This is a genomic window from Mesorhizobium sp. M0166 (assembly GCF_040322255.1).
GTDB lineage: Bacteria > Pseudomonadota > Alphaproteobacteria > Rhizobiales > Rhizobiaceae > Mesorhizobium.
In genome coordinates this window covers 90,638-111,855 of sequence record NZ_JAMYTD010000018.1, presented here as the reverse complement: position 1 = coordinate 111,855, position 21,218 = coordinate 90,638, and the positions used below count along the sequence as shown (strand labels likewise).

At 61.8% G+C, this 21,218-nt stretch carries 20 protein-coding genes and 1 pseudogene; 19 read left to right on the top strand and 2 right to left on the bottom strand.

Annotation, left to right across the window (positions count from 1 at the left end):
* Positions 1–108: 108 nt before the first annotated feature.
* The 11 genes from NKJ46_RS20270 (at position 109) to NKJ46_RS20220 (ending at position 9,209) form a co-directional block, all read left to right on the top strand.
* Positions 109–429: an FtsB family cell division protein gene (locus NKJ46_RS20270; RefSeq protein WP_292655325.1), complete on the top strand. Its 321-nt coding sequence runs from the start codon at positions 109–111 to the stop codon at positions 427–429.
* A gap of 171 nt (positions 430–600) precedes the next feature.
* On the top strand, positions 601–1,641 hold the full coding sequence (pdhA, locus tag NKJ46_RS20265) for a pyruvate dehydrogenase (acetyl-transferring) E1 component subunit alpha (protein WP_352491368.1): 1,041 nt from the start codon (positions 601–603) through the stop codon (positions 1,639–1,641).
* 15 nt (positions 1,642–1,656) lie between these two features.
* Positions 1,657–3,063 (top strand): pyruvate dehydrogenase complex E1 component subunit beta, encoded by a 1,407-nt coding sequence (locus NKJ46_RS20260; protein WP_352666833.1) that lies wholly within the window; start codon positions 1,657–1,659, stop codon positions 3,061–3,063.
* A gap of 4 nt (positions 3,064–3,067) precedes the next feature.
* A complete protein-coding gene (locus tag NKJ46_RS20255) occupies positions 3,068–3,361 on the top strand; it encodes a DUF5076 domain-containing protein (protein ID WP_036262673.1) in 294 nt (97 codons plus the stop codon).
* 9 nt (positions 3,362–3,370) lie between these two features.
* The gene (locus tag NKJ46_RS20250) at positions 3,371–4,747 is read left to right on the top strand and encodes a pyruvate dehydrogenase complex dihydrolipoamide acetyltransferase (protein WP_352666830.1); all 1,377 of its coding nucleotides are present in this window, start codon (positions 3,371–3,373) and stop codon (positions 4,745–4,747) included.
* A gap of 17 nt (positions 4,748–4,764) precedes the next feature.
* The gene (locus NKJ46_RS20245; RefSeq protein WP_352666827.1) at positions 4,765–5,184 is read left to right on the top strand and encodes a hypothetical protein; all 420 of its coding nucleotides are present in this window, start codon (positions 4,765–4,767) and stop codon (positions 5,182–5,184) included.
* On the top strand, positions 5,181–5,819 hold the full coding sequence (locus NKJ46_RS20240; RefSeq protein ID WP_352666824.1) for an SGNH/GDSL hydrolase family protein: 639 nt from the start codon (positions 5,181–5,183) through the stop codon (positions 5,817–5,819). The genes NKJ46_RS20245 and NKJ46_RS20240 overlap by 4 nt, the downstream gene beginning before the upstream one ends.
* An 11-nt stretch (positions 5,820–5,830) precedes the next feature.
* Complete coding sequence (gene lpdA / locus NKJ46_RS20235; protein ID WP_352666821.1) at positions 5,831–7,276, top strand: dihydrolipoyl dehydrogenase; 1,446 nt, start codon at positions 5,831–5,833, stop codon at positions 7,274–7,276.
* Positions 7,277–7,374: 98 nt separating this feature from the next.
* Complete coding sequence (locus NKJ46_RS20230) at positions 7,375–7,632, top strand: GlsB/YeaQ/YmgE family stress response membrane protein (protein WP_292655302.1); 258 nt, start codon at positions 7,375–7,377, stop codon at positions 7,630–7,632.
* A gap of 137 nt (positions 7,633–7,769) precedes the next feature.
* Entirely contained in the window at positions 7,770–8,735 is a 966-nt protein-coding gene (lipA, locus tag NKJ46_RS20225; RefSeq protein WP_352666818.1) for a lipoyl synthase, read from the top strand.
* Between the two features lie 12 nt (positions 8,736–8,747).
* The gene (locus tag NKJ46_RS20220; protein WP_352666816.1) at positions 8,748–9,209 is read left to right on the top strand and encodes a type II toxin-antitoxin system RatA family toxin; all 462 of its coding nucleotides are present in this window, start codon (positions 8,748–8,750) and stop codon (positions 9,207–9,209) included.
* Here NKJ46_RS20220 and NKJ46_RS20215 read toward each other — a convergent pair.
* Together NKJ46_RS20215 and NKJ46_RS20210 are read right to left on the bottom strand one after the other, a co-directional pair.
* Positions 9,185–9,694 (bottom strand): CinA family protein, encoded by a 510-nt coding sequence (locus NKJ46_RS20215; RefSeq protein ID WP_352666813.1) that lies wholly within the window; start codon positions 9,692–9,694, stop codon positions 9,185–9,187. The two genes, NKJ46_RS20220 and NKJ46_RS20215, sit on opposite strands and share 25 nt — an antisense overlap.
* Positions 9,691–10,911: a bifunctional 2-C-methyl-D-erythritol 4-phosphate cytidylyltransferase/2-C-methyl-D-erythritol 2,4-cyclodiphosphate synthase gene (locus tag NKJ46_RS20210; protein WP_352666811.1), complete on the bottom strand. Its 1,221-nt coding sequence runs from the start codon at positions 10,909–10,911 to the stop codon at positions 9,691–9,693. The genes NKJ46_RS20215 and NKJ46_RS20210 overlap by 4 nt, the downstream gene beginning before the upstream one ends.
* Positions 10,912–11,092: 181 nt before the next feature.
* On the opposite strand from NKJ46_RS20210, the gene dusB reads away from it, so the two are divergent.
* From dusB to hflX, 8 genes and pseudogenes are all read left to right on the top strand, one after another.
* Complete coding sequence (gene dusB, locus NKJ46_RS20205; protein WP_352666808.1) at positions 11,093–12,118, top strand: tRNA dihydrouridine synthase DusB; 1,026 nt, start codon at positions 11,093–11,095, stop codon at positions 12,116–12,118.
* Positions 12,115–13,257: a two-component system sensor histidine kinase NtrB gene (locus tag NKJ46_RS20200; RefSeq protein WP_352666805.1), complete on the top strand. Its 1,143-nt coding sequence runs from the start codon at positions 12,115–12,117 to the stop codon at positions 13,255–13,257. Before dusB ends, NKJ46_RS20200 begins: the two co-directional genes overlap by 4 nt.
* Positions 13,254–14,714, top strand: coding sequence for a nitrogen regulation protein NR(I) (gene ntrC, locus NKJ46_RS20195; RefSeq protein WP_352466165.1), 1,461 nt, complete (start codon positions 13,254–13,256; stop codon positions 14,712–14,714). The genes NKJ46_RS20200 and ntrC overlap by 4 nt, the downstream gene beginning before the upstream one ends.
* A 127-nt stretch (positions 14,715–14,841) precedes the next feature.
* Entirely contained in the window at positions 14,842–17,127 is a 2,286-nt protein-coding gene (locus NKJ46_RS20190; RefSeq protein WP_352666802.1) for a sensor histidine kinase NtrY-like, read from the top strand.
* Positions 17,117–18,478 (top strand): nitrogen assimilation response regulator NtrX, encoded by a 1,362-nt coding sequence (ntrX, locus tag NKJ46_RS20185; RefSeq protein WP_352491356.1) that lies wholly within the window; start codon positions 17,117–17,119, stop codon positions 18,476–18,478. Before NKJ46_RS20190 ends, ntrX begins: the two co-directional genes overlap by 11 nt.
* 88 nt (positions 18,479–18,566) lie before the next feature.
* Positions 18,567–19,430 carry a D-amino-acid transaminase gene (locus tag NKJ46_RS20180; RefSeq protein WP_352666800.1) on the top strand — a complete coding sequence of 288 codons (864 nt, stop codon included), beginning with the start codon at positions 18,567–18,569 and terminating at the stop codon, positions 19,428–19,430.
* A gap of 145 nt (positions 19,431–19,575) precedes the next feature.
* On the top strand, positions 19,576–19,821 hold the full coding sequence (gene hfq, locus NKJ46_RS20175; RefSeq protein ID WP_006202172.1) for an RNA chaperone Hfq: 246 nt from the start codon (positions 19,576–19,578) through the stop codon (positions 19,819–19,821).
* A pseudogene (hflX, locus tag NKJ46_RS20170) lies at positions 19,822–21,212 on the top strand (GTPase HflX). It begins immediately after the preceding gene.
* Positions 21,213–21,218: the final 6 nt, after the last annotated feature.

The window sequence follows — 21,218 nt, the reverse complement described above, 5'->3', positions numbered from 1 at the left end:
GGGCGGGGACATTCCCGCCCTTTTTTGCTTCCTGGCTCTGAATCCAACGGTCTGTAACCGTCCATTAAGCACAATCGGGCGACAAAGGCGGCGTAGAGGATTCGGACCATGTGGACACGCCAGCACAAGCAAAGAAACACCGGCCGGCTGATCATCCCCTCGCTCTGCGTGGTGTTCCTGACTTATTTCGGCTTCCATGCCTATCATGGCGAGTTCGGCATCTATTCCAAGTATCAGCTCGAAGCCGAGACTGCCGAATTGCAGGGCAGGCTCGATGCCGTCAAGGCGCGCCGGATCGACCTCGAGCGCCGCGTTCAGCTGATGCATGAGGGCACGCTGGAGAAGGACATGCTGGACGAGCAGGCGCGCAAGGCACTTAATCTGTCGCACGCCGACGAGATCACCATCATGCTGCCGGTCGCAAGATAACCTGATCTCAGTTAATCAGCGATATTTGCAATGATTTTAATTGCTTAGATGCATGACAGCCATGCGTTTTCGGCATGGCGAAAGCCTTCCCTGCATGTTAGCCTGCCTCAAATCGGTGGGAGAACTGATCTCCCTCGCTGTCCGCTAAGAGACGCCAACAGGGAGTGATGCATGGCCACCGCCACCAGAAGAGCGCCTGCCAAATCCAAATCCGACGGCAAAACGCCGGGCCTTTCCACCCCAAAGCCTGTTGAGTTCACCAAGGACCAGGAGCTTGCCGCCTACCGGCACATGCTGCTCATCCGCCGCTTCGAGGAAAAGGCCGGCCAGCTTTACGGCATGGGCTTCATCGGCGGTTTCTGCCACCTCTACATCGGCCAGGAAGCGGTCGTTACCGGCATGAAGATGGCGCTGATCGATGGCGACCAGATGATCACCGCCTATCGCGACCATGGTCATATGCTGGCCATGGAGTTGTCGCCGCGCGGCGTCATGGCCGAACTGACCGGGCGCCGTAGCGGCCTGTCCAGGGGCAAGGGCGGCTCGATGCACATGTTCTCCAAGGAGAAGCATTTTTACGGCGGCCACGGCATCGTCGGCGCGCAAGTGTCGCTCGGCACCGGCATTGCCTTCGCCAACCGTTATCGCGGCAACAACAATGTGACGCTGACCTATTTCGGCGATGGCGCCGCGAACCAGGGCCAGGTCTACGAAAGCTTCAACATGGCCTCGCTGTGGAAGCTTCCGGTGATCTACATCATCGAGAACAACCGCTACGCCATGGGCACCTCGGTCTCGCGCTCTTCGGCCGAGACGGATTTCTCGCACCGCGGCGCCTCCTTCAAGATTCCAGGCATCCAGGTCGACGGCATGGATGTGCGCGCCGTGAAGGCCGCCGGCGACCTCGCCGCCGAATGGTGCCGCGCCGGCAATGGGCCGCTCATTCTCGAAATGCAGACCTATCGTTACCGCGGCCATTCGATGTCGGATCCGGCAAAATACCGCTCCAAGGAAGAAGTGCAGAAAATGCGCTCCGAACGTGACCCGATCGAACAGGTCAAAGCGCGGCTGCTCGATAAGAAATGGGCAAGTGAGGACGAACTCAAGGCCATCGACAAGGAAGTCCGCGACGTTGTCGCCGACGCCGCAGAATTTGCCCAGAACGACGCGGAGCCGGATCCGTCCGAGCTCTGGACCGACATCGTACTTTAACGAGAGGGCAAGGACATGCCGATCGAAATTCTCATGCCCGCCCTCTCGCCGACCATGGAAGAGGGTAATGTTTCCAAATGGTTGAAGAAAGAAGGTGATAAGGTCGTAGCCGGTGACGCCATTGCCGAGATCGAGACCGACAAGGCAACGATGGAAGTCGAAGCCGTGGACGACGGCACGCTTGCCAAGATCGTGGTTCCTGCCGGCACCGAGGGTGTCAAGGTCAACACGCTGATCGCTGTGCTGGCCGTCGATGGCGAAGACATCGACGAGGCAGGCGAAGGCATCGGCGAGGAGGCTATCAAGTCGCAAGCGGAAGCGCCCGCTGCCGCTCCGCCCCCCGCTGCTGCTCCGGCCAAGAACGAAGCGGCAGCGCCTGTTGCCGCCGCGCCCAAGCTGGAAATTGCCGCCGATCCGGACATCCCGGCCGGCACCGAAATGGTCTCGACCACAGTGCGTGAAGCCTTGCGCGATGCAATGGCGGAGGAAATGCGCCGCGATGGCGATGTCTTTGTCATGGGCGAGGAAGTCGCCGAGTACCAGGGCGCCTACAAGATCACGCAAGGCCTGTTGCAAGAATTCGGTCCGCGGCGCGTGGTCGATACGCCGATCACAGAGCACGGCTTTGCCGGCGTTGGTGTTGGCGCGGCGATGGCCGGCCTGAGGCCGATCGTCGAATTCATGACCTTCAACTTCGCCATGCAGGCGATCGACCAGATCATCAATTCAGCCGCCAAGACGCTCTATATGTCCGGCGGCCAGATGGGCGCCCCGATCGTCTTTCGCGGCCCGAACGGCGCGGCTGCCCGCGTCGCCGCGCAGCATTCGCAATGCTATGCCGCCTGGTACAGCCATATTCCCGGCCTGAAGGTGGTGATGCCTTATACCGCCGCCGACGCCAAGGGTCTGCTCAAGGCGGCGATCCGCGACCCGAACCCGGTCATCTTCCTCGAAAACGAAATCCTTTACGGCCATTCCTTCGACGTGCCAAAGATGGACGATTTCGTGTTGCCGATCGGCAAGGCGCGCATTCACAAATCCGGCAAGGACGTGACCATCGTATCGTTCGGCATCGGCATGACCTACGCGATCAAGGCCGAGGCGGAGTTGCGCGGCATGGGCATCGATGCCGAGGTCATCGACTTGCGCACCATCCGCCCGCTCGACTTCGACACCATTATCGCCTCGGTCAAGAAGACCAATCGCCTGGTGGTGGTCGAGGAAGGCTTTCCGCAGAACTCGGTCGGCGACCATATCGCCAACCAGGTTTCGCAGCGCGCCTTCGATTTCCTCGACGCACCGGTCATCACCATAGCCGGCAAGGACGTGCCGATGCCCTATGCCGCGAATCTCGAAAAGCTGGCACTGCCCAATTTCGGCGAGGTCGTCGAGGCGGTCAAAGCCGTGACGTACCGGGGGTAACGAGATGTCGCGCGAACTAGAAGTTCCCGCGGTGGTCGTCGAGAATAGCGAATTCGATGAAATACTCCGCGTCTGGATTGGTTCGGACGCGGTCGTCACGATGCAAGACCTCTTTGGGCCAAACGCTCACAACTGGGGCATGGTGCTCGCTGATGTCGGCATGCACATAGCCAGGATGAGACTGGAACAAGATGGCATCCCTGAAATCGAGACGCTTCAGGCATTGGAAGAAGGCTACCGAGGTAGAATGTCGGAGCAGTTCAATATCCAGCACCGTTCGCTAACCGGGCGGAACTGAGGAGGAAAAATGCCGATCAACATCACCATGCCGGCGCTTTCGCCCACGATGGAAGAAGGCAACCTTTCCAAGTGGCTGGTCAAGGAAGGCGACAAGGTCTCGCCGGGAGACGTGATTGCCGAGATAGAGACCGACAAGGCAACGATGGAAGTCGAAGCCGTCGACGAAGGCACGGTCGCCAAGCTGGTGGTTCCGGCGGGCACTGAAGGCGTCAAGGTCAATGCGCTGATCGCGGTGTTGGCGGCCGAGGGCGAGGATGCTGCTTCTGCCGCGAAAAGCGGTGACGCCGCTACGCCGGCAAAGGCTGAGGTTCCGAAAGCGGACGTCTCCAAAGCTGAAACACCAAAGCCCGAAGCGCCGAAGCAGGAGCCTGCCGCACCTGCAGCCAAGGCGGAAGCGCCGCCTACCGCCAACGGCCATGCAAGCGGTGAGCGCATCTTCGCCTCGCCGCTGGCCCGGCGCATTGCCAGGGAAGCCGGCGTCGATGTCGCGGTGCTGACAGGCTCCGGCCCGCATGGTCGCGTGGTCAAGGCCGATGTCGATGCCGCAATTTCCAGTGGCGGCGCCAAGGCGGCACCAGCGGCAAAAGCGGCGCCCGCCGGCGCTCCGGCACCTGCGGCCGCAGCACCCAAAGCGATGTCGGACGAGCAGGTGCTCAAACTGTTTGCCGAAGGCTCCTACGAGCTGATCCCGCACGACAATATGCGCAAGACCATTGCGAGGCGGCTGGTCGAAGCCAAGACCACCATCCCGCATTTCTATCTGACGCTCGACTGCGAGCTCGACGCACTTCTAGCCCTGCGCACGCAGATCAATGCGGCCGCGCCGGTGAAGAAGACCGAGAAGGGCGAAACGCCGGCCTACAAGCTGTCGGTCAACGACATGGTCATCAAGGCTCTTGCCATGGCGCTGATGGCGGTTCCGGATGCCAATGCGTCGTGGACAGAAAACGCCATGATCAAGCACAAGCACGCCGATGTCGGCGTTGCCGTATCGATCCCCGGCGGCCTGATCACCCCGATCATCCGGCGTGCTGACGAAAAGACGATGTCAGTCATCTCCAACGAGATGAAGGATCTTGCCGGCCGCGCCCGCAGCCGCAAGCTGAAGCCGGAAGAATATCAGGGCGGCACCACGGCGGTGTCCAATCTCGGCATGTTCGGCATCAAGGATTTTTCTGCCGTCATCAACCCTCCGCATGCGACGATCCTGGCGGTCGGCGCCGGCGAGCAACGCGCAGTGGTGAAGAACGGCGAGATCAAGATCGCGACAATCATGTCGGTGACGCTGTCGACCGATCACCGCGCAGTCGACGGTGCGCTAGGCGCCGAGCTGCTCGTCGCCTTCAAGCGTATGATCGAAAATCCGATGGGCATGCTGGTCTAAGAGAGGGGAACAGGGCGGTGCGGAAATTCTTCACCAGCCTTTTTGCCTTCTTTCTTTCCGGTTTGGCCGGCGGATTGGTTGTGCAGTGGCTCGCCGTCGCAACCAATGCCGACGTGGAGTACATCCTTGTATTCATGATCTCGGCTCTCGTCACCATCTTCGCGACGCTCGCATTCTTCATCGCACAATTCATGTCGGACCCACGACGGGCAACAAAACTGACCGCGATCATAGGGTTAGCATTTTTTGTGCTCATTGGAGTTGCCCTGATCGGCTGGACTTTCTCCCAGCTGCCGAGCAAGCGCCAGTGGTCGAGCGATCTTCCTATCGTCGCCGGTCTCGTCCTGCCAGGCATCGCTACGGTGCTGGTCCAGTGGCTTTTCGTGCGCTGGCGATTGGGGCGCACGCAACCAAGTTTCGGCGGGGCAGGCACATGAAGACGGTCCTCTGCTATGGCGATTCGCTGACCTGGGGCTATGACGCGGCAGGCCTTGGCCGTCATCCGCCGGCGGATCGCTGGCCGAGCGTGCTGCAGGCAGCATTGGGCGGCGGCGTCGAGGTCATCGCCGAAGGCCTGAATGGCCGAACCACCGCCTTCGACGATCACTTGGCCGGGGCGGACCGCAATGGCGCAAGGCTGTTGCCAACAATCCTGACGACGCACGCACCGATCGACTTGATCATCATCATGCTCGGCGCCAACGATATGAAGCCGTGGATTCATGGTAATCCGGTCGCGGCCAAGCAAGGCATGCAACGGCTGATCGATATCGTGCGCGGTCACGATTACCCGTTCGATTGGCCGGCGCCTCAGATCCTGATCGTCGCGCCGCCCGTAGTCAGCCGCACGGAAAACGCTGAGTTCAAGGAAATGTTCGCCGGCGGCGATGACGCGTCAAAGCGGCTGGCGCCGCAATATTCCGCTCTTGCCGACGAGGCCGGCTGCGGCTTCTTCGATGCCGGCGGGGTGGCCAAAACCACGCCGCTCGACGGCGTCCACCTCGACGCAGGAAACACGCGGAACGTCGGGCAAGCGCTGGCGCCGCTCGTGCGCGTCATGTTGGAATTGTGAAGGAGAAAGCCGTGGTTGAGAACTACGACGTCATCATCATCGGCTCCGGCCCCGGCGGTTATGTCACTGCAGTGCGTTCGGCCCAGCTTGGCTTCAAGACGGCGATCGTCGAGCGCGAGCACCTTGGCGGCATCTGCCTCAACTGGGGCTGCATTCCGACCAAGGCGCTGCTGCGCTCGGCCGAGATTATGCACTATTCGGATCATCTGAAGGACTACGGCCTGAAGATCGATGGCAAGGTCAGCGTCGACACAGCCGCCGTCGTCGATCGCTCGCGAAAGGTCTCGCTGCGGCTCAACGGCGGCGTCGGCTTCCTGATGAAGAAGAACAAGGTCGACGTCATCTGGGGCGAAGCCAAGCTGACCAAACCTGGCGAGATCGTCGTGTCGAAATCGTCGAAGAAGCCGATGGAGCCGCAGCCGCCGGCGCCCAAGGGCGTCAAGGGCGAGGGCACCTATAGCGCCAAGCACATCATCCTGGCGACCGGCGCCAGGCCGCGCGCGCTGCCCGGCATCGAGCCTGACGGCAAGTTGATCTGGACCTATTTCGAGGCAATGGTGCCGAAAGAGATGCCGAAATCGCTGCTGGTGATGGGCTCAGGCGCCATCGGCATCGAGTTCGCCTCTTTCTACCGCACCATGGGCGCGGAGGTGACGGTGGTCGAACTGCTGCCGGCCGTGATGCCGGCCGAGGACGCCGAAGTCTCGAAATTCGCGCAAAAGCAGTTCGAAAAGCAGGGCATGAAGATCATGCTCGAAGCCAAGGTGACCAAGGTCGAGAAGGGCACTAACTCGGTCACCGCGCATGTCGAGATGAAGGACGGCAAGGTCGAGAAGATCACGGCCGACCGCATGATCTCGGCCGTCGGCGTGCAAGGCAATATCGAGAATCTCGGGCTCGAGGCGCTCGGCGTGAAGACGGAACGCGGTTGCGTCGTCGTCGACGGCTACGGCAAGACCAACGTACCCGGCATCTATGCCATCGGTGACGTCGCCGGACCGCCGATGCTCGCCCACAAGGCCGAGCACGAAGGCGTGGTGTGCGTGGAAAAGATCGCCAATTTCCCCGGCGTGCATGCCACCGACAAGCTGAAGATCCCGGGCTGCACCTATTGCAATCCGCAAGTCGCCTCGGTCGGACTGACGGAAGCCAAAGCGAAAGAAGACGGCAAGGACATCCGTGTCGGCCGCTTCCAGTTCGCCGCAAACGGCAAGGCGATTGCGCTCGGCGAGGACCAAGGCTTCGTCAAGACCATTTTCGACAAGAAGACCGGCCAGTTGCTGGGTGCCCACATGGTCGGCGCAGAGGTAACAGAACTGATCCAGGGCTTCGTCGTGGCGATGAACCTGGAGACCACCGAGGAAGAGCTGATGCACACGATCTTCCCGCACCCGACGCTGTCGGAGATGATGAAGGAGAGTGTACTCGACGCCTATGGTCGCGCACTGAATGCATGATAAATTAATTGGGCGAGTCTCACGCGGAAGACACAAAGGAACTCGACGGCAGAGCAATTCGTTTCGCACGCATCATCCATCATACAAGGAGAGGGCATATGGAAATGAACGGCGTGGGCTGGGTAGCAGCCATCATCATCGGCGGACTGGCGGGGTGGCTCGCCGAGATGGTCATGAAGAGCAATACCGGCATCCTCATGAACATCATTCTCGGCATTGTCGGCGCAATCGTGTTGAACGCCATCTTGCAGGCCCTGAACATCGGCATCTTCGGCGTCGGCTGGATCGCCTATCTGATCACCGGCTTCATCGGCGCCTGCATTCTGATTGCGGTGGGACGACTGGTGCGCCGCTGACCTGTGTCGGCACTTGCTATGCGAAAAAGGCCAGCGCGCCATGCGCGATCACGGCCTTTTTCTTTTCGCCGAAAAGTCCTAGATGACGTGAATAGAGCGAGCGCCGGACAAGCGCTTGCCAATGAGCCGGGTTTCACATGGTCACCGTCCTCGACACGATTGCCAATGCGCCGCGCCTGCGGCATCCCGAAAAGGCGCACAAGCCGGATCAGGACGTACTGCGCAAGCCTGACTGGATCCGCGTCAAGGCGCCGATGTCGAAAGGCTATGCCGAGACGCGCGAAATCGTGAAGTCTCACAAACTGGTGACGGTTTGCGAAGAGGCGGGCTGCCCCAATATCGGCGAGTGCTGGGAGAAGAAGCACGCCACCTTCATGATCATGGGCGAGATCTGCACGCGGGCCTGCGCCTTTTGCAATGTCGCCACCGGCATCCCGACCGCACTCGATCCCGGTGAGCCGGCGCGTGTCGCACACGCCGTCAAGCAAATGGGCCTAAGCCATGTCGTCATCACCTCAGTCGATCGCGACGATCTCGCCGATGGCGGAGCTCAGCACTTTGCCGAGGTCATCCGTGCGATCAGGGCGGCAACGCCTCTGACGACGATCGAAATCCTGACGCCCGACTTCCTGCGCAAGGAAGGCGCGCTGGAGATTGTGGTGGCGGCCAAGCCCGACGTTTTCAACCACAATCTGGAGACCGTGCCGTCGAACTATCTGACGGTTCGGCCGGGCGCGCGCTATTTCCATTCCATCAGGCTCTTGCAGCGGGTCAAGGAGCTTGACCCCTCGATCTTCACCAAGTCCGGCATCATGGTTGGCCTTGGCGAGGAGCGGAACGAAATCCTGCAACTGATGGACGATCTGCGTTCGGCCAATGTCGACTTCGTGACTATCGGCCAATATCTGCAGCCCTCGAAGAAGCATCATCCGGTGATCCGGTTCGTCACGCCTGAGGAATTCAAGTCCTTCGAGACGATCGGCAGGACCAAGGGCTTCCTGCTGGTGGCGTCGAGCCCGCTGACGCGCTCGTCGCACCACGCCGGCGACGATTTCGCCAGGTTGCGGGCGGCGCGCGAGGCGCTTCTCAAAAAGACCGCCTAACGTTCTGGTTTCATGCCACAATTCGAAGCCCATCGCCGCGTTGCGCATACGCCGGAGCAGATGTTTGCTCTGGTCGCCGATGTCGAATCCTATCCGCAATTCCTGCCGCTTTGCGAGGCACTGACGGTTCGCTCACGCAAGGAACGCGACGGACGCACCTTGCTCATCGCCGACATGAGCATCGGCTACAAGGCGATCCGCGAGACTTTCACCACGCAGGTGCTGCTGAAGCCTGACGAGAATGCCATCGACGTCAAATACATCGACGGCCCATTCAAATATCTAAGCAATGTCTGGCGCTTCGACCCGGCGGAGGGCGGCGGTTGCAACGTCTGCTTCTTTATCGACTACGAGTTCAAGAGCCGCATTTTGGGTGCGCTGATGGGAACCATGTTCGACCGCGCCTTCCGCATGTTCTCCGAGGCGTTCGAGAAACGGGCCGAAATCATCTACGACGCGCCATCGGCAGCCTGATCCGCAGCGAGCGCGCGCAGACCCAGCTCAAGGGCATGCCGGACCGTCTCCCGGCGGATGAAATCACGGCCCTTGTCGGCGAACAGCTCGCATTCGCTGACTACCGGCCGCCCAGCCACGGCAACGCCGAACCAGACCAGGCCGACAGGTTTTTCCGCAGAGCCGCCGTCCGGTCCGGCGATGCCGGTCACCGCCAGGGCGAGCCCGGCCGGCGAATGGGCCAAGGCTCCGGCCGCCATCTCCACCACAGTCTCGCGCGAGACCGCGCCATGCGCCTCGAGCGTAGCGGCCGAGACGCCGAGCATCTCGGTCTTGGCCTGGTTGGAATAGGTGATGAAGCCGCGATCGACCACCGCGGAAGAGCCAGCGATGTCGGTCAGCGCGGCGATGATCATGCCGCCGGTGCAGCTCTCGGCCGTCACCAGCATGATGCCGCGCTGCTGGCAGGCCTGAAGCAGGGCATCTGCGAGATCGCTATTGCTCATTCAGGGACATCCCCTGGAAATACAACGCTGGCGGTCGCGATGGCCGCTATGCCTTCCTCACGGCCGACGAAGCCGAGCTTCTCATTGGTTGTCGCCTTGATCGAGATGCGATCGCGCGAAATTCGCAGCATTGCCGAAAGCGCTGCGGTCATGGCCTCGCGATGCGGGCCGACGCGCGGCACCTCGCAGATAAGCGTGATATCGGCGTTGGCGATGCGCCCGCCGCGCGCGCGCACCAGCTTGGCCGCGTGTTCGACGAAGATGCGTGAAGCGGCCCCTTTCCACTGCGGGTCGGAGGGCGGGAAATGCGTACCGATGTCACCTGCGCCGCAGGTGGCGAGCAGGGCGTCGGTTAACGCATGCAGGCCGACATCGGCATCCGAATGGCCGGATAACTTCCTGTCGTGCGGAATGGCGACGCCGCACAGGGTGACATGATCGCCGGGCTCGAACGCATGGACGTCATAGCCATTGCCGGTTCGGATGTCGGGAAAACGTGAGGCGCTGGAAAGCCGCTGATCCGCCATTGCAATATCCCGTGCCCAGGTCAGTTTGACATTGTCCGGCGAGCCGGGAACGATCTTCACCGGAATATGCGCCCATTCGGCGATTGCCGCATCGTCGGTGAAATCCGCTTTGCCCAGGTGATGAGCCTTTTCGTGCGCAGCCAGGATCGGCCAGAACGGAAAGCCCTGCGGTGTCTGTGCAGCATGAAGCCCGGCCCTGGACACGGTTTCGCCGATCATGCCTTCGGCCGTTTCGCGCTTGAGCGTATCGGCAACGGGCAAGGCAGGCAGTGCTCCCTGGCGCTCGCCAATGGCGGCGATCGTGCGGTCTATCAGTTCCGCGTCGACAAACGGCCGAGCCGCATCATGGATCAGGACCCGGCCCGGCGCATGGCTTCTCAACGCCAGCAGTCCAAGGCGGACGGACTCCTGCCGTGACGTACCGCCGGTCACAGCGAGGACATGGTCGGCGTTCGCGCCGGCGGCGCGGTGGAAAAGCGCGCCGTCATCGGCATGGATAGCAACAACGACAGGTCCAATCTTCGGGTGCGTCAGAAAGGCGTCGAGTGTGCGTGCAATGACGGCGCCGCCGCCAATCTGCTGATACTGCTTCGGCCCATTGGCCTGTCCGGCGCGCGCGCCGCGGCCGGCGGCAACAATGACCACGGCGACCTTGTCGTCCGCAGCTTGCTTTTCGCTCACATCTCTCATGCCGAGACGCTTAGCGCATGATCCCGAAAAGTGGTATCGCTTTCCGAAGACCCAGGATTGATGCGGTCCGGCGATCCTTATTTTTCCCAAATGCGCCTTAATGTCACGACATTGCGCGTTGCACATTGCCGTCGTTCTGGCTAGAGAATGTGCAGCAACCGAAGGTGCTTGGTTTTTGTGCATGCCTGATGTGACCAAATTGGCTTCGCCGCTGGACGTGGGTGGCGTGAGAATCCGCAACCGCGTGTTTCTCGCGCCGATGTCGGGCATTACCGACGAACCGTTCCGGCAGCGCGCCCATGCCCATGGCGCCGGGCTGGTTGTATCGGAAATGGTGGCGAGCGGTGAGCTCGCAAAGGGCAGGGCTGGCTCGGGCCTGCGCATCCGTCATTCCGGGCTGCCTGTCCACATGGTCCAGCTTGCCGGCCGCGAGGCGGCGCACATGGCCGAGGGCGCGCGAATCGCGGCCGGCGAGGGTGCCGACATCATCGACATCAACATGGGCTGTCCGGCCAAGAAGGTGACGGGCGGCTATGCCGGTTCGGCACTGATGCGAGACCTCGACCACGCGCTGTCGCTGATCGAAGCGGTGATCGGCGCGGTCGGCGTGCCGGTCACGGTCAAAATGCGGCTCGGTTGGGACGAAGGTGCGCTCAACGCGCCGATGCTGGCGCGACGCGCCGAGCAGGCCGGGGTGAAGATGGTTACGGTGCACGGCCGCACGCGTTGCCAGTTCTATCAGGGCAAAGCCGACTGGCGTGCCATCGCACGCGTCAAGCAGGCCGTCTCGATCCCGGTGGTTGCCAATGGTGATGTCGGCTCGCCGGCAGAGGCTGCGTCGATCCTCGATCAGTCCGGCGCCGACGCGGTGATGATCGGCCGTGCGCACTATGGCGCGCCGTGGATTGCCGGCAGCATTGTAGCGGCCGCGCTGGCCGAGCCGGTAGCCGGCATGCCGGACAGCCCGCAAGCGCTGACCGACTACGTGATTGCCCATTACGAAGATATGCTGACGCTCTATGGCGTGGAAAGCGGATTGCGCCAGGCGCGCAAGCATCTCGGCTGGTATCTCGACCGCCACGACGCCACAGGCGACGACCGGCGCAAGGCCATACTCACGTCTTTCGAGCCGGAGCATGTCATTGCCCTGCTGCGCGAGATGTTCTCAAGCGCTCCCGAAGCGGCGAACCTGCGGAGTGCGGCATGAACGCTACCGTCACACAGAGCACGGATATGGCGGACGCCGCGCATATTGTGCTCAACACCATTCGTCGGCCGGTGATCATGGTCGATCCACAAGGCTTCATCACCTTCGCCAATGCCGATGCCGAGGATTTTTTCCGCTCGAGCGCCACGATGCTCGCCCGCAACACGCTGCACAAGCTCATTCCTTTCGGCAGTCCGCTGCTGACGCTTGTCGACCAGGTGCGCGAGCGCCGGGCGCCGGTCAACGAATACCGGGTGGACGTGTCGTCGCCACGTCTCGGCATCGAGAAGGTAGTCGACCTCTACGTCGCACCGGTGACTGAATTTCCAGGCTCGGTCGTGGTGATGTTCCAGGAACGCTCAATGGCCGACAAGATCGACCGGCAGATGACGCATCGCGGCGCGGCACGCTCGGTTACCGGCCTTGCCGCGATGCTTGCCCATGAGATCAAGAACCCGCTGTCCGGCATTCGGGGTGCCGCGCAGCTGCTTGAACTGTCGGCGTCCGACGAGGATCGCGCCCTGACCAGGCTGATCACCGACGAGACCGACCGCATTGTCTCGCTGGTCGACCGCATGGAGGTATTTTCGGACGAGCGGCCGATCGACCGTTATCCCGTCAACATCCATGTCGTGCTCGACCATGTCAAGGCAATCGCCAAGGCCGGTTTTGCCAAGCGGATCAAGATATTGGAGGACTATGATCCATCATTGCCTCCGGTTTTTGCCAATCGCGACCAGCTCATCCAGGTGTTCCTCAATCTGGTAAAAAATGCCGCCGAGGCGATCGGCAGTGATCCGCAGGGCGAGATCATGCTGTCGACAGCCTTCCGCCCGGGCATTCGCGTTTCCGTACCCGGGACTCAGGACCGCGTGTCGCTGCCATTGGAATTCTGCGTACGCGACAACGGTTCGGGTGTCTCCGAGGATATCCTGCCGATCCTGTTCGATCCTTTCATCACCACCAAGCCGAACGGCTCCGGTCTCGGTCTGGCGCTGGTCGCAAAGATCGTCGGCGAGCATGGCGGCATCATTGAATGCGAATCGACCCCGCGCGGCACCACCTTCCGCATCCTGATGCCGGCGTGGAAAGAAACCCAGTTTGGCACCGACGACGACGGTGAAGGAGACCGCAAATGACCGTTCGCGGCAATATTCTCGTCGCCGACGACGATGCGGCCATCCGCACCGTCCTCAACCAGGCGCTTTCGCGCGTTGGCCACGACGTGCGTGTCACCTCCAACGCTTCGACGCTGTGGCGCTGGGTTGCGGCGGGCGAGGGTGATCTGGTTATCACCGACGTTGTCATGCCTGACGAGAACGCCTTCGACATGCTGCCGCGCATCAAGAAGGCGCGACCGGAACTGCCGGTCATCGTCATGAGTGCGCAGAACACGTTCATGACAGCAATCCGGGCCTCCGAAACCGGAGCCTATGAATATCTGCCGAAACCGTTCGACCTGACCGAGCTGCTCAACATCGTCAACCGCGCGCTTTCCGAGCCGCGGCGGCCCAAGATCGATACGCGGGCCGACGAGCCGCCGGAAACGATGCCGCTGGTCGGCCGCTCGGCGGCCATGCAGGACATCTACCGCATGCTGGCGCGCATGATGCAGACCGACCTGACGGTCATGATCAGCGGAGAGTCGGGTACCGGAAAGGAACTGGTGGCGCGCGCGCTGCATGAGTACGGCCGCCGCCGGGGCGGTCCCTTCGTCGCCATCAACATGGCAGCGATCCCGCGCGACCTGATCGAATCGGAGTTGTTCGGGCACGAGAAGGGCGCCTTTACCGGCGCGCAGAACCGCTCGACCGGCCGTTTCGAGCAAGCCGAAGGCGGCACGCTCTTCCTCGATGAGATCGGCGACATGCCGATGGAAGCGCAGACGCGGCTGCTGCGTGTGTTGCAGCAGGGCGAATACACTACGGTCGGCGGCCGCACGCCGATCAAGACCGACGTGCGCATCGTCGCTGCCACCAACAAGGACCTACGCACGCTGATCAATCAGGGGCTTTTCCGGGAGGATCTGTTCTACCGCTTGAACGTTGTGCCGCTCAGGCTGCCGGCGCTGCGCGAGCGATCGGAGGACATTCCGGACCTCGTCCGGCACTTCTTCAAGCTCGGCGCCAGTGAAGGCCTGCAGACCAAGCGCATCTCGACCGGCGGCATCGAGCTGATGAAGCGCTATCCATGGCCGGGTAACGTGCGCGAACTCGAAAACCTCATCCGCAGGCTGGCTGCGCTGTATTCGCAGGACGAGATTTCCGCCGAGATCATCGAGGCGGAGTTGAAGACCGGCGAAAGGCCTGTCGTTCCAGGTGGTGGCAACCTCATTCCCGATGACCTTTCCATCGGCCAGGCGGTGGAGCATTTCCTGCAACGCTATTTTGCCTCGTTTGCCGGCGATTTGCCACCGGCCGGCCTCTATCAGCGAATCCTCTCCGAGGTCGAATATCCGCTGGTCCTCGCCTCGATGACCGCAACGCGCGGTAACCAGATCAAGGCTGCCGAACTGCTGGGGCTCAACCGCAACACGCTGCGCAAGAAGATTCGCGAACTCGGCGTCAACGTCTACAAGTCCTCCAGGCAGATCTAGCCGAACCCCTTACGAGCGCTTTCCAGGGGATCGATCGCCGAAAGATTTCCGTCTCGGCCACACTTGTTGCATAATCGCCACAATGCGTTGCATACATCCGACGCAATCACTGGCTCTAGACGGCGACATGGCCCTGCACGCACCGACACTGAGCAAACCGCTTTTCAGCAACACCGGCGCGCGAGACGGTCGCCGGCTGCTTGCGCTGCCCGGTGTGATCGCCGTTGCCGGTGCGCTGGTGACGGCGGCGATCTCCTTCGCCATTCTGGTTGGCGCGACGCCGATCACGCCCGACGCAAGGACGACGCTGGCGCTGATTGCGCTTAATGCGGCGTTCGTGCTGTTTCTGATCTTGCTGGTCGGCCGCGAGGTGCATCGTATCCTGATGGCACGACGGCACGGCAAGGCTGCGTCGCGCCTACATGTGCGCATCGTGGCGATGTTTGCGCTGGTCGCCGCCATCCCCGCGATCATGGTTGCGATCATCGCGTCGATCACGCTCGACATCGGCCTCGACCGCTGGTTCGAGATCCGCACCAAGACGATCGTCAATTCGTCGTTGTCGATTGCCGACGCCTATGTGCAGGAAAACGCACGAAATCTTCAGGGCACGACGTTGTCGATGGCTTACGACCTCGACGCTTCGCGCACGCTCTACGGCCTCGATCGCACAGGTTTCCTTGACCTCATGAACAAGGAGGCGGTGGGACGCTCGCTGGCGCACGCAGCACTCATCAAGCCCGATGGTTCCTTCGTCATGAGCGCCAAGACCGACGCGGACTTTGCTATGCCGGAGCCGCCTGAGGGCGCCGTGGCAAGCGCTGCCGACGGCAAGCCGGTGCTGATAGAGCCGCGCACCCGCAATATCATGGGTGCCATCGTCAAGCTGCGCGAGATCGACGGGCTCTATCTCTACACCATCCGCCTCGTCGATCCCGAGGTGATCAAGGCACGGCAGATCGTCAAATCCAACACCGCCGAATATCGCGGTCTCGAAGACAATCGCCGCACCTCGCAAGTGGCTTTCGCGCTTCCCTATCTGTCGCTGACGCTGATCATCATCCTGTCCGCCATCTGGACTGGCATTGCGGTGGCCGACCGCCTGGTGCGGCCGATTCGTCAGCTCATCGGCGCGGCCGATGAGGTCGCTACCGGCAATCTCGACGTAGCCGTGCCTGTCCGCCCCTCCGATGGCGATGTCGCCTCGCTCGGCGACACATTCAACAAGATGCTGATGGAGTTGAAATCGCAGCGCAACGAGATCCTGTCGGCCAAGGATCTGATCGATGAACGGCGGCGCTTTTCGGAGGCGGTGCTTGCCGGCGTCACCGCCGGGGTCATCGGCGTCGATCCATATGGCATCGTCACTATTGTCAACCGTTCGGCCGAAACGATGCTGGCCATATCCGCCACGGCAGCGCTTGGGCAGAACCTTTCCGCCGTGCTGCCGCATGTCGGGCGCGTCTTCGAGATCGGCCGCAAGTCGGGCAAGCCGGTCTATCGCGAACAGGTCACCTTCTATCGTGCGGGCACTGAACGGACCTTCAACGTGCAGATCACCATCGAAGCCGGCGACGACGGTTCGGAGGATAAATCCTACGTCGTGACGGTCGACGACATTACCGATCTGGTCCAGGCACAGCGTTCCTCCGCATGGGCCGACGTGGCGCGGCGCATTGCCCACGAGATCAAGAACCCGCTGACGCCTATCCAGCTTTCGGCCGAGCGCATCAAGCGCCGTTACGGCAAGGTCATCACCGAGGACCGTGAGGTTTTCGATCAATGCACCGACACCATCATCCGGCAAGTGGAGGACATCGGACGCATGGTCGACGAGTTCTCGGCGTTCGCCCGCATGCCGAAACCGGAAATGAAGGCCATCGACCTGCGCGATTCGTTGCGCGAAGCCTCGTTCCTGGTCGAAGTGAGCCGGGCTGACATCACCTTCGAGCGCGTCTTCGGCAGCGAGCCGCTCAAAGGCACGTTCGACAGCCGGCTGATGGCGCAAGCTTTCGGCAACGTCATCAAGAATGCTGCCGAAGCGATCGACGGACTTGATGCAGAGGATCGTCCGCACGGCATAATCCGGATTCAAGCCGGGCGTCAGAATGGCGCGATTCGAATCGACGTCATCGACAACGGCAGGGGCTTGCCGCGCGAGAACCGGCAGCGCTTGCTCGAGCCTTACATGACGACACGCGAGAAAGGCACCGGGCTTGGCCTCGCTATCGTCAAGAAGATCGTGGAGGACCATGGCGGGCGACTCGAATTGCACGATGCACCAGCGGACTTCCACGATGGGCGGGGTGCAATGATCAGCATCATCCTGCCGGTTGCCGCCACCGTTCCGATACGCGGCGAGGGCAAGACGGAACACGAAAAAGAAACTGAAAAGGTCGGTAATGGCTTCTGATATTCTTATCGTCGATGACGAGGAAGACATCCGCGAACTCGTCGCCGGTATCCTGAGCGACGAAGGTCACGAAACACGCACGGCGTTTGATGCCGACAGCGCGCTGGCGGCGGTCGCCGACCGGGCACCCAGACTGATCTTCCTCGACATCTGGCTGCAGGGCTCGCGGCTCGATGGCCTGGCTTTGCTGGACGAGATCAAGACGATGCACCCGAACCTGCCGGTGGTGATGATCTCGGGCCACGGCAATATCGAAACGGCAGTCTCGGCCATCCGCCGCGGCGCCTATGATTTCATCGAAAAGCCATTCAAGGCCGACAGGCTGATCCTCATTGCCGAACGGGCGCTCGAAACCTCCAAATTGAGACGCGAGGTTTCGGACCTCAAGCTGCGCAGCGGCGAGACTTTCGACCTCATCGGCATGTCATCGGCAATGAGCCAATTGCGCCAGACCATCGAGCGCGTCGCGCCGACCAACAGCCGCGTCATGATCATTGGCCCCTCCGGCTCGGGCAAGGAACTGGCGGCGCGCGCCATCCACGCGCTCTCGGCGCGCAAGAGTGCACCGTTTGTAACGCTGAGCGCCGCCAACATCACGCCCGAGCGTATGGAGATCGAGCTGTTCGGCACCGAATCGAACGGCGTCGAACGCAAGGTCGGTGCGCTGGAGGAGGCCCATCGCGGCATTCTCTACATCGATGAAGTGGCCGACATGCCGCGCGAGACGCAGAACAAGATCCTGCGCGTGCTAGTCGAACAGCAGTTCGAGCGGGTAGGGGGCACCAAGCGGGTCAAGGTCGACGTGCGCATCATCTCGTCGACCTCGCAGAACCTGGAAGCCATGATCGCCGACGGCCGTTTCCGCGAGGACCTTTATCACCGCCTGGCCGTGGTTCCGGTCATGGTGCCGGGACTGGCCGAGCGTCGCGAAGACATTCCTTATCTGGTCGACAATTTCATGAAGCAGATCGCTCGCCAGGCCGGCATCAAGCCGCGCCGCATCGGCGACGACGCGCTGGCGGTGCTACAGGCGCACAACTGGCCGGGCAACGTTCGGCAGTTGCGAAACAATGTCGAGCGTCTGATGATCCTGGCGCGCGGCGACAATGTCGATGCGCCGATCACCGCTGACCTCTTGCCTGCCGAGATCGGCGACGTGATGCCGCGCACTCCAAACAAGTCCGATCAGCACATAATGGCGCTGCCGCTGCGTGAAGCACGCGAACAATTCGAAAAGGATTATCTGATCGCCCAGATCAACCGTTTTGGCGGCAACATCTCGAAGACGGCAGAGTTTATCGGCATGGAACGCTCTGCATTGCACCGCAAGCTGAAGTCGCTGGGCGTCTGACGCCAAACCAGTCGTGGCCCACGCAATTATCGGTTACGGCCGTGTTGGAATCACATAAGAAAGCTGGGACTTCTTCCAGGGATTAGCCATGCCGCGCATTGCCTATGTGAACGGGCGCTATGTCGCTCACGCCGAAGCTTCCGTGCATATTGAGGACCGTGGCTATCAATTCGCCGACGGCGTCTACGAGGTCTGCGAGGTGGCACGAGGCTTCATCGTCGACATGCCGCGCCATCTCGCCCGATTGAACCGCTCGCTTACCGAACTCTCGATCGATTGGCCGATCACGCGCGGCGTGCTGCCGCTCGTCGTGCGCGAGGTGGTGCGCCGCAACCATGTCGTCGACGGCCTGGTCTATGTCCAGGTGACGCGCGGTGTCGCCAGCCGCGAGTTTTTCTTCCCGCCGGCGGGCACGAAGCCGTCGCTGGTGGTGACCGCCAAAAAAGCCGATCCTGCAGCCGCCGCGAAGCGGGCCGAGAGCGGGATCCGGGTCATCACGGTGCCGGAGAACCGGTGGGATCGGGTGGATATCAAGTCGGTCGGCCTGTTGCCGAACGTGCTGGCCAAACAGAAAGCCAAGGAAGCCGGCGCTCAGGAGGCCTGGTTCGTCGATGTCGACGGCACCGTCAAGGAAGGTGGATCGTCGAACGCCTGGATCATCACCAGGGACGGCGTGCTGGTGACGCGCCCCGCCGAGCACGGCATCCTGCGCGGCATCACCCGCACGACGCTGTTCGATGTCGCCGCCAAGCTGGGCCTGAAGATCGAGGAGCGCGGCTTTTCGGTTGCCGAGGCCAAGGCCGCACGCGAGGTTTTCATCAGCTCCGCGACCACGATTGCCATGCCGGTGGTAGCGATTGATGGCGCTGCCGTCGCCAACGGCCACCCGGGCTCGATAACAGTTTCATTACGGCAGGCCTTTTTTGACGTTGCGGAAAAAAGTCCAGCCTGATAACCGCACAGATGGAATGAACATCAATATATCTCGTTCTGCTTGTCGTAACTGACGGCAAGATGGTGTTTGCGTGCTTGACATGTGCCGGCTAATTTGGCGCATTGGCCTGCAAACCGAAGGGGATCGGCGAAAGACAAGAACAATGGCGGAACGATCGCAAAATCTTCAGGACCTGTTCCTGAATTCAGTTCGCAAGAGCAAAAACCCACTCACCATCTTTCTCATCAACGGCGTGAAGCTGACCGGCGTGGTCACTTCGTTCGACAATTTCTGCGTTCTGTTGCGTCGCGACGGCCATTCCCAGCTTGTCTACAAGCACGCTATTTCCACGATCATGCCGAGCCAGCCGGTTCAGATGTTCGATGGTGAGGAAAGCCAGGGCGCCTGATTGACACGTGAGAAAGACGCGGACCGCAGCGTTCGCGGAAAACCAGTACATCAGACCGGGACAGAGGCCAACGGTCCGACCCGGGCGGTGGTCATCGTGCCGGTGCTTACCCGGCAGCCGCGTGGCGACGACGATACCAATCGCCCGCGCCTAACCCGTTCTGCCGAGGCCCGTCGCGACGAGGCGGTCGGCCTCGCCAGCGCCATCGACCTTGACCTGGTCCACACGGCGGTGGTGACCGTCAACGATCCACGCCCGGCGACCTTGCTCGGCAGCGGCAAGGTCGCGGAGTTCGCCGAGATCGTCAAAGAGGGCCACGCGGAAGTGGTCATTGTCGATCATCCGCTGACCCCGGTACAGCAGCGCAACCTCGAAAAAGAGTTGAACGCCAAAGTGCTCGACCGCACCGGGCTGATCCTGGAGATTTTCGGCGAGCGCGCCCGCACCAAGGAAGGCACGCTGCAGGTCGACCTTGCCCATCTCAACTACCAGAAGGGCCGCCTTGTGCGGAGCTGGACCCACCTCGAGCGCCAGCGCGGCGGCGCCGGCTTTCTCGGCGGCCCTGGCGAGACCCAGATCGAGTCGGATCGGCGTGTGCTGCAGGACAAGATCACCAAGCTGAAGCACGAGCTCGAAACCGTGCGCCGCACCCGCGACCTAACCGCGCCAAGCGCAAGAAGGTGCCATTTCCGGTGGTGGCGATCGTCGGCTACACCAATGCCGGCAAGTCGACGCTGTTCAACCGGCTGACCGGAGCAGGGGTGCTGGCGGAAGACATGCTGTTTGCCACGCTCGACCCGACGCTGCGCCGCGTGCGCCTGCCGCACGGCACGCCGATCATCCTTTCCGATACGGTCGGCTTCATTTCCGACCTGCCAACGCATCTGGTCGCGGCCTTCAGGGCGACGCTGGAGGAAGTGGTCGAGGCAGACCTCATCATTCATCTGCGCGACATCTCCGATCCCGATACGGCCGCGCAGGCCGAAGATGTCGAGCGCATCCTTGCCGATCTCGGCGTCGATGCCGGCGATAACAAGCGCGTCATCGAAGTATGGAACAAGATCGACCGGCTCGACGAGGGCAACCGGGCGCGGCTGCTTGCCGATGGTGCCGACGGCAAGAAGGCACCGCCGATCGCCATATCGGCGGTAACCGGGGAGGGCATCGATGCGCTGAAGGCGATCATCGAGACGATGATGTCGGGCGAACTGGAGACGTTCACCGTCACGCTCAAGCCCGACCAACTCGCCGTCGTCGACTGGCTTTACCGCAACGGCGACATCGTCTCGCGTGATGACAATGAGGATGGCAGCGTGACCATCGCGCTCAAGGCCACGCACAGCGCTCGGCAAGAGATTGAAAGCCGATTGCGCCGTCAAAACAACGGGTAGGGGCGT